This is a genomic window from Sphingomonas crusticola, from assembly GCF_003391115.1.
GTDB classification, from domain to species: domain Bacteria; phylum Pseudomonadota; class Alphaproteobacteria; order Sphingomonadales; family Sphingomonadaceae; genus Sphingomonas_I; species Sphingomonas_I crusticola.
This window is the reverse complement of record NZ_QTJP01000001.1, coordinates 1937555-1954485: the sequence shown is the minus strand read 5'-3', so window position 1 is coordinate 1954485 and position 16931 is coordinate 1937555. Positions and strand designations below refer to the sequence as shown.

Annotated in this window: 13 protein-coding genes; 3 read left to right on the top strand and 10 right to left on the bottom strand. The window is 65.8% G+C overall.

Annotation, left to right across the window (positions count from 1 at the left end):
- Nucleotides 1–209: 209 nt before the first annotated feature.
- Nucleotides 210–1511, top strand: a complete 1302-nt coding sequence (locus tag DX905_RS09235; protein WP_116091090.1) for an alpha/beta fold hydrolase — start codon at nt 210–212, stop codon at nt 1509–1511.
- On the opposite strand, the gene dapD is transcribed toward DX905_RS09235, so the two are convergent.
- The 3 genes from dapD to DX905_RS09220 form a co-directional block, all read right to left on the bottom strand.
- Nucleotides 1489–2307, bottom strand: a complete 819-nt coding sequence (dapD, locus tag DX905_RS09230) for a 2,3,4,5-tetrahydropyridine-2,6-dicarboxylate N-succinyltransferase (RefSeq protein WP_116091089.1) — start codon at nt 2305–2307, stop codon at nt 1489–1491. The genes DX905_RS09235 and dapD overlap by 23 nt on opposite strands.
- Nucleotides 2304–2969 carry a pyrimidine 5'-nucleotidase gene (locus DX905_RS09225; protein WP_116091088.1) on the bottom strand — a complete coding sequence of 222 codons (666 nt, stop codon included), beginning with the start codon at nt 2967–2969 and terminating at the stop codon, nt 2304–2306. Before DX905_RS09225 ends, dapD begins: the two co-directional genes overlap by 4 nt.
- A 210-nt stretch (nt 2970–3179) precedes the next feature.
- Entirely contained in the window at nt 3180–5495 is a 2316-nt protein-coding gene (locus DX905_RS09220) for a DNA translocase FtsK (protein ID WP_116091087.1), read from the bottom strand.
- Nucleotides 5496–5695: 200 nt separating this feature from the next.
- On the opposite strand from DX905_RS09220, the gene DX905_RS09215 reads away from it, so the two are divergent.
- Nucleotides 5696–6250 carry a hypothetical protein gene (locus DX905_RS09215; RefSeq protein WP_162875540.1) on the top strand — a complete coding sequence of 185 codons (555 nt, stop codon included), beginning with the start codon at nt 5696–5698 and terminating at the stop codon, nt 6248–6250.
- Between the two features lie 15 nt (nt 6251–6265).
- Here the strand turns inward: DX905_RS09215 and purH are convergent, their stop codons facing one another.
- Nucleotides 6266–7837 (bottom strand): bifunctional phosphoribosylaminoimidazolecarboxamide formyltransferase/IMP cyclohydrolase, encoded by a 1572-nt coding sequence (purH, locus tag DX905_RS09210; RefSeq protein ID WP_116091085.1) that lies wholly within the window; start codon nt 7835–7837, stop codon nt 6266–6268.
- A 111-nt stretch (nt 7838–7948) separates the two neighbouring features.
- On the opposite strand from purH, the gene nhaA reads away from it, so the two are divergent.
- The gene (gene nhaA / locus DX905_RS09205; RefSeq protein ID WP_420822151.1) at nt 7949–9127 is read left to right on the top strand and encodes a Na+/H+ antiporter NhaA; all 1179 of its coding nucleotides are present in this window, start codon (nt 7949–7951) and stop codon (nt 9125–9127) included.
- A gap of 11 nt (nt 9128–9138) precedes the next feature.
- Here nhaA and DX905_RS09200 read toward each other — a convergent pair whose 3' ends face one another.
- From DX905_RS09200 to DX905_RS09175, 6 genes are all read right to left on the bottom strand, one after another.
- Nucleotides 9139–9396 (bottom strand): ribbon-helix-helix domain-containing protein, encoded by a 258-nt coding sequence (locus DX905_RS09200; RefSeq protein WP_116091083.1) that lies wholly within the window; start codon nt 9394–9396, stop codon nt 9139–9141.
- A 9-nt stretch (nt 9397–9405) separates the two neighbouring features.
- On the bottom strand, nt 9406–10128 hold the full coding sequence (gene phbB, locus DX905_RS09195) for an acetoacetyl-CoA reductase (RefSeq protein ID WP_116091082.1): 723 nt from the start codon (nt 10126–10128) through the stop codon (nt 9406–9408).
- Nucleotides 10129–10160: 32 nt separating this feature from the next.
- A complete protein-coding gene (hemH, locus tag DX905_RS09190; protein WP_116091081.1) occupies nt 10161–11168 on the bottom strand; it encodes a ferrochelatase in 1008 nt (335 codons plus the stop codon).
- A complete protein-coding gene (locus DX905_RS09185; RefSeq protein ID WP_116091080.1) occupies nt 11165–13369 on the bottom strand; it encodes a xanthine dehydrogenase family protein molybdopterin-binding subunit in 2205 nt (734 codons plus the stop codon). The genes hemH and DX905_RS09185 overlap by 4 nt, the downstream gene beginning before the upstream one ends.
- A 42-nt stretch (nt 13370–13411) precedes the next feature.
- Nucleotides 13412–14656, bottom strand: coding sequence for an acetyltransferase domain-containing protein (locus DX905_RS09180; protein ID WP_116091079.1), 1245 nt, complete (start codon nt 14654–14656; stop codon nt 13412–13414).
- Nucleotides 14657–14719: 63 nt separating this feature from the next.
- Nucleotides 14720–16834: a prolyl oligopeptidase family serine peptidase gene (locus tag DX905_RS09175; RefSeq protein ID WP_240320797.1), complete on the bottom strand. Its 2115-nt coding sequence runs from the start codon at nt 16832–16834 to the stop codon at nt 14720–14722.
- Nucleotides 16835–16931: the final 97 nt, after the last annotated feature.

The following is a 16931-nucleotide window of genomic DNA, read 5'->3' as shown; positions in this document are numbered from 1 at the left end:
GCAGTCCCAAAGGCGGGCACTGTGGAAACCGGCATATTGCTGCCAGCAAGAAGGAATATCGAGGCTGGATGGGCCCGATCTCGGCATTGCGCGGCACGCTGCCGGTCGACCGGATCCCCCGACCCTAAACCGGGCCGAGGTCGCTCGCACCGACATTTGTGCTTCTCGCATGCCGCGCTTAACGTCGCGTCCAAAGCGGGGTGGAAGCGATGGCGGCCTTTCTCGGGAGAGTGGTGAAGGCGGCGATGCTATCCGCCGGGCTGGTGGCCATAGCGCCGGCATTTGCCGCACCGGCATCGACAGCGACGGCGTGCAATCCGGCGATACTCGCTGTCGGCGGCAACCGTATATGGGCGAGCAAGGCCGGGGCCGGCACGATCACGGTGGTGTTCGAGGCCGGCTTCGGGAATGATTCGACCGTCTGGTCCGGGATCGAACCCCGCATTCGCGCGGCCGGCGTTCAGACTTTCGTCTATGACCGGGCGGGCATGGGCCGCAGCGTGATCGACACGCGCCAGCGCTACAGCCTCGACAATGATGTCCATATCCTGCGGACGATCCTCTCGCGCTGCGGCATTGCCGGGCCGATCATCTTCGTCGGCCATTCCTATGGCGGGGCTATCGGTCTTGCCGCCGCGCGCCACGACCGCCGCCTGCGCGCAATGGTGCTGCTGGACGCCGTCGTTCCCGGCGTCTGGACGCCGGCCGAGGTCGACCGGAATCTGAAAAGCATGCGGCCGCAATATGACGAGATCCGCAGGCAGGCGCCCGCGCTTGCCAAGGTCGCGATCCCCTTTGCCGAGGCGATGCCGAGAATCGCCGCGGCAGTGAACGCGCTGCCCGTGTCCGAACGCCTGCCGATCACCGACATCAAGGCGGAGAAGGGGCAAGCTGATCCCGACAGTGCCAGGGTCTGGTACGACGCGCATGTCGCCTTCACGACGGGGCATCCGGCGCGCCGCTTCATCTTTGCCAAAGGCAGCGGCCACAAGGTGATGGCCGACGAGTCCGGTCTGGTGGTCGGCGAGATTCGCAAGATGATCGACCGCGTTGCAACGCCGCCGATTGTCGGATCGGATTTGGGTGGCGACAGGATCGATTACGAACTCGGCCCTGGCTTCTGCATGGGCTTCTGCCTGTCGCTCAAGCTGGTGGTTTTTTCAGACGGCAGTGTTCGGGTGAGACAGGCATTGGGGCGTGGCCGGGACCAGCTCCCCCAGATCCTCAATCGCGACGTGCGCGTCACCGCCGATCGGATCGCGGCCTTCCGCGACCGGCTGGCCGCCTATCGACCGGAGGGCAAGCAAGCGCTTGTGGAGCCGCCGCAATGCCGGGAATATGTGACCGACCAGGGCGACATCCGCATCAGCTGGGTCGATACCAACGGCGTCGCGCAGCTCGCGTATAATTTCGGTTGCGATCCCGAGCTCCGCAAGGCGATGGCGCAGGCGCTCTACACCGCGCCGGCACTGCTTGGGATCGGCGACCTCAGTCGCGCAGCAGCTCGTTGATGCCGGTCTTGGAGCGGGTCTGCGCGTCGACCCGCTTGACGATCACCGCGCAATAGAGACCGGGGCCGCCGTCCTTGCCCGGCAAAGTGCCCGGCACCACCACCGCATAAGGCGGCACGCGGCCCATGAAGACTTCGCCGGTGGCGCGGTCGACAATCTTGGTCGAGGCGCCGAGATAGACGCCCATCGACAGGACCGCACCCTCGCCGACATGGACACCCTCGGCCACTTCGGAGCGCGCGCCGATGAAGCAATTATCCTCGATCACGACCGGCCCCGCCTGGAGCGGCTCGAGCACACCGCCGATGCCGACGCCGCCCGAGATATGCACGTTTCGCCCGATCTGCGCGCAGCTGCCGACCGTCGCCCACGTGTCGACCATCGTCCCTTCGCCGACATAGGCGCCGATATTGACGAAGCTCGGCATCAGCACCGCACCCTTGCCGATGAACGCACCATGGCGGACGACGCAGCCCGGCACCGCACGGAAGCCGGCCGCGCGGAAATGCTCCTCGTCCCAATGCGCGAACTTGGTCGGTACCTTGTCGAATGCCGGCCCGCCGGCCGCGCCGCCGACGATGCGCGCATTGTCGTTGAGCCGGAAGGACAGCAGCACCGCCTTTTTGAGCCATTGATTGACCTGCCAGTCGTGGCCCACCTTTTCGGCGACGCGCAGCGTGCCCGCGTCCAGCCCGGCCAGTGCGGCTTCGACCGCCTCGCGGATCTCGCCGGCGGTCGCGGGCGTCAGCGTGTCGCGCGCTTCCCAGCCGGCGTCGATCGTGGCTTCAAGCGTCATGTATCCCCCAATATTTCGTGCAACCATTGGCCGAGGTCGGCGGTCCGGTAATCGATCCCGTCGCCCTTGTCGTCTCCGACCTGCTCCGAGCCGTTATCGATCCACAAGGTCGTGATCCCGAGCGCCTTGGCCGGCGCCAGATTGCGGGCCAGGTCGTCCGCGAACAATGCGCGCGCCGGATCGATTCCGAACGCATCGACCATCGATCGATAGGCGCGTGGATCGGGCTTGGGCTGATAGGCCATGGCATGGATATCGTGGATCGCTTCGAACGTCTGCGACAGCCCGACCCGGGCCAGCACGCGCTGCGCGTAAGGCGTATCGCCGTTGGTGAAGATCAGCTTGCGTCCGGGCAGCCGCGCGATCGCATCCACCAACCGCCGATCCTCACGTAGCACGTCCATCTCGATCGCATGGACGTCGCCGAGGAATTCGTGCGGATCGACGCCATGTTCCGCCATCAGTCCGGAAAGCGTGGTGCCATGCTCGCGGAAATAGCTCTTCTGAAGCTGATAGGCCTCGTCGTGCGGCAACCCGGTCAGCCGCGCGACATAGGCCGTCATCCTTTTGTCGATCAGCCCGAACAGATCCGACGATGCCGGATAGAGCGTATTGTCCAGATCGAAGATCCAGGCATCGATATGGGCAAGGGCCGGAAGCATGCCGGGCTGGTAGGCGCGACGGTTGTTCAGGGCAACGTGCGACCTCGAACCCCTGACCCGCTCATCCTGAGTAGGGATCTAGTAGCGGCATAGCCGCGTATCGAGAGCCCGTATCGAAGGACCTTGCCGGCAAGCGTGCTTCGATACGAGCCCTCGATACGCCCCTTCGGGGCTACTCGGTCTCTACTCAGCATGAGCGTACAATAGAAATTAGAGATAGCTCGCCAGGTCGCTCGGCTCGATCAGCACCTCGCGCCGCCCGACATGGTCGGGGGTCGAGATGATGCCCTGCTTCTCCATTCGCTCGATCAGCCGCGCCGCGCTGTTATAGCCGACGCGCAACTGGCGCTGGAGCCAGGAGGTCGAGGCCTTGCGGTTCTCGACCACCAATTGAACCGCCTTGCGATAGGTCGCGGTCTCCGGATCGTCCGGCCCCGACGGCGCGCCCTCGATCTCGTAGCCGCCTTCCAGCGGCTCTTCGGTCACCGCGGAGATATATTCCGGCGGACGCTGCGCCTTCCAGTGATCGGCAACGCCGCGCACTTCGTCGTCGGACACGAACGGTCCGTGCACGCGCACGATCTGCTTGCCGCCGGCGACGTAGAGCATGTCGCCCTTGCCCAGCAATTGCTCGGCGCCTTGCTCATTGAGGATCGTGCGCGAGTCGATCTTGGACGCGACCTGGAAGCTGATCCGGGTCGGCAGATTGGCCTTGATCACGCCCGTGATGACGTCGACCGACGGGCGTTGCGTCGCCATGATCAGATGGATCCCGGCGGCGCGCGCCTTCTGCGCCAGCCGCTGGATGAGGAATTCGACTTCCTTGCCGGCCGTCATCATCAGGTCGGCCAGCTCGTCCACCACCACCACGATCATCGGCAGCGGCTCGAATTCGAGCTTTTCTTCCTCGTAGATTGGCTGGCCGGTGTCGGCGTCATAACCGGTCTGCACCCGCCGGCCGAGCGCCTGGCCCTTGGCCTTGGCCGCCTTCACCTTCTCGTTGAACGAGGCGAGGCTGCGGACCTGGATCGTCGCCATCATGCGATAGCGATCCTCCATCTGCTCGACCGTCCATTTGAGCGCGCGGATCGCCTTGGCGGGCTCGGTCACGACCGGTGACAGCAGATGCGGGATGTCGTCATAGACGCTCAATTCCAGCATCTTGGGATCGATCATGATCATGCGGCACTGGTCGGGCGTCAGCCGGTACAGCAAGGACAGGATCATCGCGTTGAGACCGACCGACTTGCCCGACCCGGTCGTGCCGGCGACGAGCAGATGCGGCATCGGCGAAAGATCGGCGATCACCGGATCGCCCGCGATATTCTTGCCCAGGATCAGCGCGAGGTTGCCCGGTCCTTGGTTTTCGAACTGATGGGTTGCGATCAGCTCCGACAGGACGACGCTCTCGCGCTTCTGGTTGGGCAGTTCGATGCCGATCACCGTGCGCCCGGGGATGGTCGCGACGCGCGCCGACAGCGCCGACATGTTGCGGGCAATATCGTCAGCCAGCGCGACCACGCGGCTAGCCTTGATGCCGGCCGCCGGCTCCAACTCGTACATCGTCACGACCGGGCCGGGACGAACCTCGGTGATGTGGCCGCGCACGTGGAAATCCTCGAGCACCGTCTCGAGCAGGCGCGCATTGCGCTCGAGCGCGGCCTTGTCGAGCTGGCCGGTAACGGGTGGCGGCGGTGGCGAGAGCAGATCGAGCGTCGGCAGCACCCACGTATCGCCGAGCGCCAGCTTGGCCTGGCGCTCACGCTGGCCGCGATTGCTCGGCTGGGTCTGGCGGACGGGCGTGTTGATGGTCGGCCGCGGCGGTTCGGCCTCCTCGACTTCGGGCATGGTCGCCGCGCGCGCCTTGGCCGGCGCCTGACGCAGCGGGCGGGTCACCGCCACGCGTTCGTCACGCGCGACACGTTCGCGCCGCCGAAACAGGGCCGCGCGCTCTTCGGCGTCCAGGCCAAGCGACCACAAAGCCATGGTCGCGCCGATAATGCCGAGCAGCAACACGGCGGCGATACGAATGCCGATCGCCCAGGCCGGCTCCAGCAAGGCGAGGCCGCCGTCGATCAGGCTCGCGGCGCCCAGGCCGATAGCGCCGCCCGCGCCTGCCGGCAGCGAGCCGGATAGGCCGATATGCACCAGGGCGAGTGCGACATCGCACAGCAGCATAGCGAGAATCGTGATCGGCAGGGCGCGCTTCCACTGGCCCGGATGGACGCCCCGCCACAGCCGCAGCGCCACCACCACCAGCGGCGGGATCAGCAACGCAGTGGGCAAGCCGAACAGGGTCAGCAACAGATCCGCACCCCAGGCACCGACCGGGCCGAGCACGTTGCGCACCGGGCCGCCGGCGGCGGTCATCATCGCCGGGTCGGTCGGCGAGTAGCTCACCAGCGCAAAGGCCAGCAGCAGCGCAAAGGCCAGCACGGCCAGCGCGCTCAGCATGGCGCCTCCGCGCTGGCCGATCCGCCGCATCTGGCCCCGCCAATTACCCCCGCCCGCGATCTGCGTCGCCATGATCGAAATCCCTACAGAATGCGCGCAAGTGTGCCTGAAATGTTCCGGCCGTGCAAACCCGCCTGGGGCAGAAGGTGCGGATTGCGCGTTTCCCAAGAGGCCCCCGCCCGATCCTTGCCAGGATGGGAACTGCGGGTGCATGATGCGCATTCTGACCATGAGTATTTTGCGTTGCGTGCACGCCAGCAATGGAGGTTCGCATGGTTCGCCGGTTCGTTGCCATCACCACGCTTTCTGCCGCGCTTCTTGCCAGCCCCGCACTGGCGGTCGGCAAGCCTGGCAACATCAGCTGGGGCAAACCCAACGTAACCTATGCCACCTACAATGCCGACGCGCAGCAATGTGCCAACCGCGCGTTCGGCGTGAAAGTAGGGATGAAGACATCCACGGCGGAGGCGCTCGGCGCGATCCAGTTCGCGGCCTTCTATTCCTTCTTCGACAGCCAGAACTTCTACGCGAACCGCAATAGCGAGGCCGGTAATATGATGGCGGTGGATGCGGTTCGCCCTGACCGCGTGCCGTTCCGTACCACCCTCTACAAGGGCATGTTCGATCATGCCGCCTGGGTCGATATCGTCGAGCAGCTCCAGCAGGTCGTCGACTCCTGCCTGGTCGAGCGCGGCTATCAGAAGTTCCGGCTGACCGATGCGCAGCGGAATCGGCTAAACCGGCTCAGGATGGGCACGGCCGAACGGGAGCATTATCTCCACAATCTGGGTTCGAACCCCGAGGTCCTTGCAAGCCAGCGGATCTAGCGCGACGCCTCCGGTCTAGTGCCGGAAGTGGCGCATCCCGGTGAAGACCATCGCCAGACCTGCCTCGTCGGCGGCGGCGATGACCTCATTGTCCCGCATCGACCCGCCGGGCTGGATAACCGCCGTCGCCCCCGCCTCGACCGCCGCGAGCAGGCCGTCCGCGAACGGGAAGAAGGCGTCGGATGCCACGGCGGAGCCGATCGTGCGGGGTTCCGGCCAGCCCGCCTTTTCGGCGGCGTCCCGGGCTTTCCACGCGGCGATGCGGGCGCTTTCCAGCCGGTTCATCTGGCCTGCGCCGATCCCTGCCGTAGCCCGGTCCTTCGCATAGACGATCGCGTTCGACTTCACATGCTTGGCGACGGTCCAGGCGAAGCGGCAGTCCGCCAACTCCTGCGCGGACGGTGCGCGCTTGGTCACGACCTTGAGCTGGTCTTCACCAACCGAGCCATTGTCGCGCGTCTGCAGCAATAAGCCGCCTGCGATCGACTTGATCTGCAGGCCGGGACGACCGGGATCGGGCAATTCGCCCGTGATCAGCAGGCGCAGATTCTTCTTCCGGGCAAACACTTCCCGCGCGGCCGCATCGGCAGCGGGCGCCGCCACCACCTCAGTGAAGATGCCGGAGATCGCCTCGGCGGTCGGACCGTCGAGCGGCCGGTTGACCGCGATGATCCCGCCGAACGCCGATACGCCGTCGCAGGCCAAGGCCGCTTTATAGGCATCGATCAACGTGTCCGCGGTGGCGACGCCGCATGGATTGGCATGCTTGACGATCACCACGGTCGGCGGCCCGTCGCGAAACTCGCTGACCAGTTCAAGCGCCGCATCGGCGTCATTATAATTATTATAGCTGAGCTCCTTGCCCTGGAGCTGTTCCGCCTGGGCGATACCGCGCGCCGAAGGGCCGAGTGGCACGTACAGCGCCGCATGCTGGTGCGGATTCTCGCCATAGCGCAATTCGCTCGCTTTACGGACCGGCACCGACATCGTCTCGGGAAAGGCCTGACCCTGGTCGGCGAACGCGAACCAGGATGAGATCATCGCGTCATAGGCGGCGGTCGCCGCGAACGCCTTGGCGGCGAACATCCTGCGCTGATCGAGGTTGGTGGTGCCGGCAGCGACCGCGGCATAATCGGCCGGGTCCGTGACGATTGCGACGAATGCATGATTCTTGGCGGCTGAACGCACCATCGACGGGCCACCGATATCGATATTCTCGATGATCTCGTCGCGCGCAGCCCCCTTCGCGACCGTCTGTGCAAACGGATAGAGATTGACCACCACCAGGTCGATCGCACCGATCGCATGCTCGGCCATGGAGGCTGCATGAGCAGGGTCGTCGCGCACCGCGAGCAACCCGCCATGGACCTTGGGGTGGAGGGTCTTGACCCGCCCGTCCATCATCTCCGGAAAGCCGGTCAGTTCGGACACGTCGAGCACGGTCAGCCCCGCGTCGCGCAACGCCTTCGCCGTCCCGCCGGTCGAGACCAGCTCCACACCCTTGGCGGCGAGCGCCTGCCCCAGTTCGGCCAGCCCGGTCTTGTCGGAAACGGAAAGCAGCGCGCGCTTGATAGCAATGTCGGTCATGCGCGCGGCCTTTAGCGAACGACCACGCGAAGGCCAGCCCCAAACGCGGTTGCAAGACGTGGCACGCAGCCCGTTTTTGGATGCGGCAGCGGCGCGGCTCGCTTAGTGCGAATGCCAGTCATGACGCGCGAACGCCCAACCAACGCTCTGCAAGCTTTCCTTCAAGGGGAAGCCGCGGGAGGCATCCTGCTGATCGCGGCCGCGGCGCTTGCCCTGATCGTCGCCAACAGCAGCCTTGGCGCTGCCTATCACGATGCGCTCCACTTCGAGCTGGGCGGGCTTTCCGTGCTCCACTGGATCAATGACGGGCTGATGGCGATCTTCTTCCTGCTCGTCGGGCTGGAGATAAAACGCGAGTTCGCGGTCGGCCACCTCGCTCGCTGGCCGGACCGGCTGTTGCCGGTGATGGCAGCATTAGGCGGAATGGCAGTGCCGGCGGTCGTGTATTTGCTGGTCGCGGGACGAAGCGCGGGCCTGGCACGCGGCTGGGCCATCCCGTCCGCGACCGACATCGCCTTCGCCCTCGGCCTCGTCGCCATGCTTGGCAAACGCGTGCCGACGTCGCTCAAGATCTTCCTTACGACCGTGGCGATCGTCGACGACATGGGCGCGGTCGCGATCATCGCCTTCGTCTATACGGCGGGGATCAGCGCGCCGGCGCTGCTGGCGGCTGCGGGGGTGATCGGCGTGATGTTCGCGCTCAACCGCGGCGGCGTGAGGTCGCTCTGGCCCTATCTGATTTGCGCCGTCTTACTCTGGGTCGCCGTACTGATGTCGGGCGTGCACGCCACGATCGCAGGCGTCTTGGCGGCGATGATGATCCCGGTAAGGGAGGCCACGGCAGCGGACACCGAATCCTCTCCCCTGCATCGCCTGGAACATGGCCTGCATCCGTGGAGCGCATTCCTGATTGTCCCCTTGTTCGGCTTCGCCAATGCGGGCGTTTCGTTCGTCGGCCTGACCCCCGCCGGCCTTCTCGCGCCGCTGCCGCTCGGCGTCGCCGCGGGGCTGTTCGTGGGCAAGCAGATCGGCGTGCTCGGTTCGGTCTGGCTGGCGATCAAGTGCGGCCTCGCCGCCAAGCCGGCGGAAGCGAGTTGGGCCCAGATTTACGGAATAGCCCTGCTTTGCGGGATTGGCTTCACGATGAGCCTCTTCATCGGCGGCCTCGCTTTCCGCAATCCAATCCTGGTCGACGAGGTGAAGATCGGGGTCCTGCTCGGTTCGCTTCTCTCGGCCGCGGCGGGATATACGCTGCTCAGGATCGCCGCCAATCGCGCATCGGTTGAATAGCTGCGCAAAATTCAGCCGGTCCCCGCGGGATCCTCCGCCACGGTCAGCCGGCGCTGCGCCTCCTCCATCAACCACACCCGGATCGCGCTGGCGAGGTTGACCGGCTCCCGGTCCGCAATCCGGCGCGCATCGATCTGCGCCACCAGGGCGCTGATCGGCAGGGCTGCCGTATCGGCCGCCCGCTTCAATGCCTCCCAGAAGATCGGCTCGAGGCTGACCGACGTGGCGTGCCCCGCGATCATGACCGAACGTTTTACGGGACCCGCCATCAAGTGGGCTTAATACATATGCTGCCCGCCGTTGATCGACAAAGTCGATCCGGTGATGAACGCGCCATTCTCCGAGCAGAGGAAGGTGACGCCGCGCGCGATTTCGTGCGCCTGACCGAGGCGTCCGACCGGGATTTTGGCGACGATCTTCTGCAGCACCTCGGCCGGGACGGCGGCGACCATGTCGGTATCGATATAGCCGGGCGCGATCGCGTTGACGGTGATGCCGAAGCGCGCGCCTTCCTGCGCCAGCGCCTTGGTGAAGCCGTGTATACCGGATTTGGCCGCGGCATAATTGACCTGGCCATATTGGCCCGCCTGTCCGTTGATCGAGCCGATATTGACGAAGCGGCCGAACTTGCGGTCCTTCATGCCCGGGAAGGTCGCCTTGGCCATATTGAAGCAGCCGCCGAGATTGGTGTCGATCACGGCCTTCCAATCGTCGTAGCTCATCTTGAGCAAGGTCCCGTCGCGGGTGATGCCGGCATTGTTGACGACGATATCCACCGGGCCGAGCTGCTGCTCGACCGCGGATACGCCGGCGATGCAGGCTTCGTGGCTGGACACGTCCCATTTGAACACGGCGATGCCGGTGCGGTCGCTGAATTCCTGCGCGCGCGCATCATTGCCGGCATAATTGGCAGCGACGGTTACGCCTTCCTCCTTGAGCGCGAGGCTGATGGCCTCGCCAATGCCACGGGTTCCGCCGGTCACGATCGCCACGCGCGCCATCTGTCTCTCCTCAGTTTTTCTCGTTGGCCAGCCTAGGAAGCGGCGACCCAGCCCGCAAGTTCCCGCTGCAGCAAAAGTTGCAGCATTTCGATGCCCGGAGCGCTGTCATTGAGACAGGGCAGGTAGGCAAAGTCGGTGCCGCCTGCTGCCAGGAATGTTTCACGGCCGCGGATCGCCAATTCCTCAAGCGTTTCGAGACAATCGGCGGAGAAGCCGGGCGACAGGATGGCGATGCGCTTGATGCCCTTGGCCGGCAATGCGGCGAGCGTGACGTCGGTCGCCGGCTCCAGCCACTTCGCGCGGCCGAAGCGCGATTGGAACGTGACCAGCAGCTCCCGCCCCAGCGCCGCGCCGAGCAAGCGCCCGGTCTTCTGGCAATGGCAATGATAGGGATCGCCGAGCTCCAGCGTCCGTTGCGGCATGCCATGGAAGCTGGCGAGGATCGCGTCGGGTTCGAACGGCAAGGCGGCGAGCGACGCTTCCGCGCTCGTCTTCAACGCGGCGATATAGGCAGGATCGTCATAATAAGGCGGCAGCGTCCGCAGCGCCGGCTGCCAGCGCATCGCGGCGAGGGCAGCAAAGGCCGCGTCGTTGGCCGTCGCCGTCGTTGCTGCACAATATTGCGGATAGAGCGGCGCGATCAGGATGCGTTGGCATCCGGCTGCCTTCATCGCCGCCAGCTTCTCGGCAATCGCCGGACGGCCATAACGCATCGCATGCTCGACCATCACGTCGCTACCGAACGTACCGCGCAATGCCGCCGCCTGCAGCGCGGTGATCGCGGCGAGCGGCGATCCATCTTCGCGCCAGACCTGCGCATAAGCATGGGCGGATTTCTTCGGCCGCGTGCGCAGGATGATGCCGCGCAGGATCGGCTGCCACAGGATTTGCGGGATTTCCACAACGCGCCGGTCCGACAGGAATTGGGCGAGATAGCGCCGCACCGCGCGTGCGTCGGCAGCGTCCGGCGTACCGAGATTGGTGATCAGGACCCCGATCTTCGGCGTCGGGATCGATGGATGATCGGATGGCGGGTTCATGCGAGGCTGAGCGGCAGGCTGCGCAGCCGCTTGCCCGTTGCCGAGAAGATCGCATTGGCGATCGCCGGCGCCACTACCGGAACTCCCAGTTCGGCGACGCCGCCGGGGGCTTCGTGCGACGCGACCATTTCGACGTGGATGTCGGGGATGTCCTTGAGCCTGGGCAGCGAAAGGCTGTCGAAGCTGACCTGGTCGGGCAAGCCGCGCGTGAAGGTGATGTCGTCGCCCAATGCGGAAGCGAGGCCCCAGACGAGCCCGCTCTCGATCTGCTGGCGGACGATGTCGGGATTGATCAACCGCCCGGCATCCACCGCCGCGACCATTCGCGCGACCTTGATCCGGCCCCCTTCATGCGCAGCCTGAACATACAATGCGATGTGGCTGCCGAAGGCGGAATGGCAGGCAAGGCCCTCGCCGGCATGCGTCTTGCCGCTCCACCCGCCCGCGCCGGCCGCGGCCGCAAGGCAATGTGCCAGCCGCGGCGCATGCGCGAGCATCGCCTCGCGAAATGCGAGCATATCCTTGCCCCTATGCGCGGCCAGTTCGTCGACGAAGCTTTCGGTGAAGAAAGCCGTGTAGGAATGCGCTCCGGAGCGCCACACGCCGCTTTCGATGCCGATGTCAGCCGCGGCATGTTCGATGGCGACTGCCGGGATCGCGTAGGGTGGGAGCGCTCCGTCGACCATGGCATGGCCATCGCTGGAAGATCCGTGCCCCGTCAGCCGCCGCACCCCATCGCCTGCGCCGGTAGCGATGCGCGCACGCCAGGCCGCAATCTCACCGCGGGCGCCAAGCCGTGCCGTCAGCCGCGCTTTGGCGGGCGCGCCGTGGCGGCCACGGCGCATCTCCTCGCCACGGCTCCACATCACCTGCACCGGCCGCTTTGCGCGGATGGCGAGCGTCGCGGCCTGGACCGCTGCGTCATTTTCCAGCTTGCGGCCGAAGCCGCCGCCGACGAGCGTGGGATAGACGATGACGTTGCCGAACCCGGTCGCCGCCGCGACCGCAGCCCGCGCCAGGCCGGGCGCCTGCGTCGGCACCCACACTTCCAGACGGTCGCCGTCGACCCGCGCGGTCGCTACCAGCGGCTCGATCGTGGCATGGGCCTGCAGCGGCACCGCATAAACGGCGTCGATCAGGCCCGGGCCCGAAAAGGCTTCCCCCGCTTTGCCGACCGAAACCAGCGTCTCGCCCGCGCCACCCAGCGCCGTGTCCAGCGCACGCGCGACGCCCGCGCTATCGGGCAGCGTGCCTCCGGTCGCGAAGCGCGGGCGCATTTTGTCCAACGCATGATCGGCCGCCCACCAATTGTTGGCGAGCGCCGCGACCCAGCCGTCGCCGCGCACCACCGCGCTCACACCCCACACCGTGTCGGCCGCAGCCACATCCTCGCCCACCAGCCTGGTGTCGCCGAGCGGCCCGTGACGGACGCTCGCGAACAGCATGTTGGGGAGCCGCACGTCGCCGGCGAAGCGGGCGCTGCCGTCGACCTTGGACGGCAAATCGAGCCGCGGCATCGACTTGCCGGAAATATTGCCCTCGCCCGGTTTGCGCAGCGGGGCCTTGACCGGCGGGGTGAAGCCGGCCGCCTCCGCCGCCAGTTCGCCGAAGCGGAAACGATCGTCGCCGCGAACGACGAACCCCGCTTCGGTGTCGCAAGCCTGCCAATCGACACCCAGCCGCTTGCCCGCCGCCATGCACAGCAGGGCGCGGGCGAACGCACCGGCGTCGCGGAACGGCCGCTCGAACGCGCGTATCGACGTGGAGCCGGCGGTGATCATCAGCGCGTTGCGCGTCGCCCATTCGCCTGCCGCCCAGCGACCCACGCCGCGCAGGAAATGCGGCACATGCGCCTCGCCATAGTCGCCCGCGATCAGGCGATTGGCATAAAGCGGGCTGATCGGTGCCGGCTCGACTCCCACCTGGCGCCAATCCGCGCCAAGCTCATCCGCCAGCGCCTGCGGCAGGGCGGTCCAGATGCCCTGGCCCATCTCGGCCTGTGGCACGATCACGGTGACGCGCCCGGCGGTGTCGATCTTGAGGAAGGCGCCCATCACCGTTTCGCCCGGAGCGGCGGCGACGTTGGCCGGATAGTCGCGCGGCCACAATTCCCAGGCGAGCAGCAGACCTACGCCGAGCCCGCCGCCGATGAGCAACGTGCGCCGATCCAAGCCCTTGTCCGTAATATCCGCCGCCGCCATCCCCGCCTGATACGGCGCGTGTCGCGGCCCGTCACCCTCTTCCTAGAGGTAGGACAACCACCAGTCGCGTCGCCGCGCCTTGATGGCCGAAAACCATATCGAAAGCGGCGCCAGCGCGAGCAAGACAAGCACCCAAACCGCGTAGACGACCGGCAGGCCGAAGCCCCAGTTGAAGTCCTTCACCTTGGTCGACAGGACCACGTCCGTCGCGGTGCCGAGCGGGAAGCCCAGCGCCAGCACCGCCGCCAGCATCAGGAGGTGCAGCATGTAGATATGGCAAATGTAGGTGAATAAGGGCGTGCGACCGAAAGCGAGCAATATGCGCGCCACCGGGCCGCGCAATGCCTCGAGCGCTAGGAACAACAGGATCGAGATGCCGAGGGTCGCGAACACGAAATCCGGCGAGGGCGGATATTTGGACAGGTTCATGAAGGACATGAAGGTCCGCAACGGCGTCGCCTGATAGCTCCAAGGTGCCGGATCGCCATAGGAATCGATCAGGCGCAGCAAGACGAATCCGGCCAGCAGGCCGATCGCGATCGGCAACAATCGCCGGGTGCGCGCGGACCGGTCGAGACGATAGATCGGCCCAAGGCCAAAGCCGAGACACATCACGGCCAGCCAGGGCAAAACCGCATAATAAGCCAAAATTCTGGTGCCAATCACACCGGGCGCCAGTGCCAGCGTGCGGATGATATCCAGCGCATCGGTCGCCCCCGCCCCGGATGATGCCCTGGTCGCATCCACGGAACCTGCCGTCGCCGAAAGAACCAGTGGGTAGAGCAATAATATACCCAGCCCGAGCGCCAATACCCAGCGCGCCGGCAGCCGCGCGATCAGGCTCATGCAGATCATGCTTACGCCGATCGCCCAGATTACCTGCAGGAAGACGAACGGCTCGGCGAAATTGAAGCCGAAGCTGATCACCGTCACTTCCAGGAGGATCAGCCATGCGCCTCGCTTAAGCAGGAAGGCGGAGAGATGCGGCTTGCCGTTCGCCTTTTGAAAATAGATCGAGACGCCCGCCAGGAAGACAAAGGTCGCCGCACAAAGATGCGTGACCCAACGCGTGGCGTAGAGCGCAGCCCAGCTGTTGGCGGGATCGGTCGGATCGAGACGCAGCGCATAATAATGGAAATAATCGCGCGCATGGTCGAGCACCATGATCGCGATGACGAGCCCGCGCAGCATGTCGATCGCATCCAGGCGGTGGGCGCCCGCGCGCGTCAGGCCCTTCGGTTCGGGCTCGACCAGAACGTCGTCATTCCTCCGCGCCGCGGTCGCCATCTCATCCTCCCCATTCCCCCGCGTTGACTATCACGGCGGAGAGGCGGGGTGTAGCGCGATCCGCTATCGCACGGGGGCCGACGGCGGCTCGACCGGGTCCATCAATTTGCGCGTGAAATAGGTGATCTCCAGCGCCACCGCGCGCGCGGCCTGCTTCAGGTTCGCGCCCGCCGCATGGCCGCCCTCGGTATTTTCCCAATAAAGGTAAGGCAGCCCATATTCCTTCATCCGCGCCGCGAACTTGCGCGCCTGCACCGGGCCGACCCGATCGTCCTTGGTGGTCGTCCAGATAAAAGGCTCGGGATATTTCGCGCCCTTGCGCAGCGCCTGATAGGGCGAGGTCTTCTCCCAGAAGGCGCGCTCGGCCGGCACGCTCACGCTGCCATATTCGCCGACCCAGGACGAACCTGCCGACAATTTTTCGTAGCGCAGCATGTCGAGCAGGGGGATCTGGATCGCCACCGCGTTCCACAGGTCCGGGCGCTGCGTCATCTCGACGCCCATCAGCAATCCGCCATTGGAGCCGCCATAAATGCCCAGCCGGCGCGGCGAGGTGATGCCGCGCTTGATCAGATCCTCGGCCACGCCGGCGAAATCGTCATAGATGACCTGCCGCTTCGTCTTGAGCCCGGCCTCGTGCCACGCCGGGCCGAACTCGCCGCCGCCGCGGATATTGGCGAGCACGTAAGCGCCGCCCCGTTCCAGCCAAAGCTTGCCGCGCAGGCCCTGGTAAACCGGCGTCTCGGACACCTGGAACCCGCCATAGGCATTCAGCAGCGTAGGCGTGCTGCCGTCATATTTGATGTCGGCGCGATGGACGACGAAATAGGGAATGCGGGTGCCGTCCTTGGAGGTCGCCTCGAACTGCTCGGTGACCAGGCCGGCGGCATTGAAGCGCGACGGCATCGCCTTGATCTGGCGCGCGCTCGCCTCCGTCGCATTCGCCAGCCACAAGGTGGTCGGAACCGTGAAGCTCTGCACGTTGAGGTAGGCGTCCTCACTCAGCCGATCGGTGCTCACAATCCCGACCGAGGCGTTGTCCGGCAAGGCGATGCGCCTCGTGGTCCAACCGCGCGCGGTGGGAGCGAAGCTCCACGCCTGGCCGCGAACATTGTCGTAGATCACCGCCAGCACATGGCCGCGCGTCGTCGCCACCTCATCGATCGACTGTCGCGGCCCGGGCGCGAACAGCAGGCGCTGTTCGGCGACCTTGCCACCGGCGATGCGATAGCCGACCAGCGACCCCGCCTTGAGGCCCTTCCAATCCTGGTCGATCCGCAGCAGCAGTTGGTTCGCGGCAAAGCCTTGCATCCGGAATTTGGTCGGCAGATCGAGCTTCGTCACCCGCGGCCCGTCGACCACGAACAATTCGGATTCGAAGAAGGTGACGCCGCGCTCGATCACGACAAGGCGATTGCCGTCGCCATCGACCAGGCTTGTCGGGTCGGCGCTGACGTCGCTCGCCTTGCCACGAAAGATCTCGACCGCCTGATCGAGCGGCTGGCCGCGGCGCAGGCGCTTGATCACGAACGGATAGCTCGATGCGGTCATCGTGCCGGGTCCCCAGTCGCGCGCCACCAGCAGGCTGTCGGCGCCCTCCCAGGCTACGCCCTGCTTTGAGGTGGGCAGGGAAAAGCCGCCGGCCACCAAGGATCCTGCACCGAAATCGAACTCGCGCAGCGTGGTCGCGTCCTCGCCACCGTTGGACAGGTTGAGCAGGCACAGCCGCTCGCCGACCGGCTCGCAATTGGCGCCCTTCCACACCCAGCCGGTATTTTCGGCGGTGCTGAGCGCGTCGAGATCGAGCAATGTGCGCCAACGGGGCGTCGCGGTCAGATAGCTGGCCGCTGACGTCGTCCGCCAGATGCCGTGAACATGGCCGGCGTCCTGCCAAAAATTGGTGATCTGGTCGCCGATCTGGTTCGGCATCGGGATGCGGTCCGTGGCCTCCGCGATCGTGACGGCGTCGGCATAAAGGCCGGCGAAACGCGGATCGGTTTCGAGCACGGCCAGCGAACGCTTATTCTCGGACTCGACCCAGGCAAGCGATTCGGGCGAGGAGATTTGCTCGAGCCAGATGTAGGGATCGTTGGCGGGAACGGGATCGGCCGCGACGCTCATCGCGGGCAGGGAGGCGAGCAAAGCGGCAGCAAGCAGTCGGCGGCGGGGCGAAACCATTGGTATTCCTTTTCGATCATGCCCGTTCCTCGCGCGCTCACAAAGAGCGGTCAATGGCGCGCTGTTGGTTTGCCGCTGCGCCCTCCCTCGGTTAGAG

What these genes read in the sequence shown, in the direction of transcription:
- DX905_RS09235 (WP_116091090.1), top strand. Translation starts at nt 210, where the DNA reads ATGGCGGCCTTTCTCGGGAGAGTGGTGAAGGCGGCGATGCTATCCGCC.
- dapD (WP_116091089.1), bottom strand. Translation starts at nt 2,307, where the DNA reads ATGACGCTTGAAGCCACGATCGACGCCGGCTGGGAAGCGCGCGACACG.
- DX905_RS09225 (WP_116091088.1), bottom strand. Translation starts at nt 2,969, where the DNA reads ATGCTTCCGGCCCTTGCCCATATCGATGCCTGGATCTTCGATCTGGAC.
- DX905_RS09220 (WP_116091087.1), bottom strand. Translation starts at nt 5,495, where the DNA reads ATGGCGACGCAGATCGCGGGCGGGGGTAATTGGCGGGGCCAGATGCGG.
- DX905_RS09215 (WP_162875540.1), top strand. Translation starts at nt 5,696, where the DNA reads ATGGTTCGCCGGTTCGTTGCCATCACCACGCTTTCTGCCGCGCTTCTT.
- purH (WP_116091085.1), bottom strand. Translation starts at nt 7,837, where the DNA reads ATGACCGACATTGCTATCAAGCGCGCGCTGCTTTCCGTTTCCGACAAG.
- nhaA (WP_420822151.1), top strand. Translation starts at nt 7,949, where the DNA reads ATGCCAGTCATGACGCGCGAACGCCCAACCAACGCTCTGCAAGCTTTC.
- DX905_RS09200 (WP_116091083.1), bottom strand. Translation starts at nt 9,396, where the DNA reads ATGGCGGGTCCCGTAAAACGTTCGGTCATGATCGCGGGGCACGCCACG.
- phbB (WP_116091082.1), bottom strand. Translation starts at nt 10,128, where the DNA reads ATGGCGCGCGTGGCGATCGTGACCGGCGGAACCCGTGGCATTGGCGAG.
- hemH (WP_116091081.1), bottom strand. Translation starts at nt 11,168, where the DNA reads ATGAACCCGCCATCCGATCATCCATCGATCCCGACGCCGAAGATCGGG.
- DX905_RS09185 (WP_116091080.1), bottom strand. Translation starts at nt 13,369, where the DNA reads ATGGCGGCGGCGGATATTACGGACAAGGGCTTGGATCGGCGCACGTTG.
- DX905_RS09180 (WP_116091079.1), bottom strand. Translation starts at nt 14,656, where the DNA reads ATGGCGACCGCGGCGCGGAGGAATGACGACGTTCTGGTCGAGCCCGAA.
- DX905_RS09175 (WP_240320797.1), bottom strand. Translation starts at nt 16,834, where the DNA reads ATGGTTTCGCCCCGCCGCCGACTGCTTGCTGCCGCTTTGCTCGCCTCC.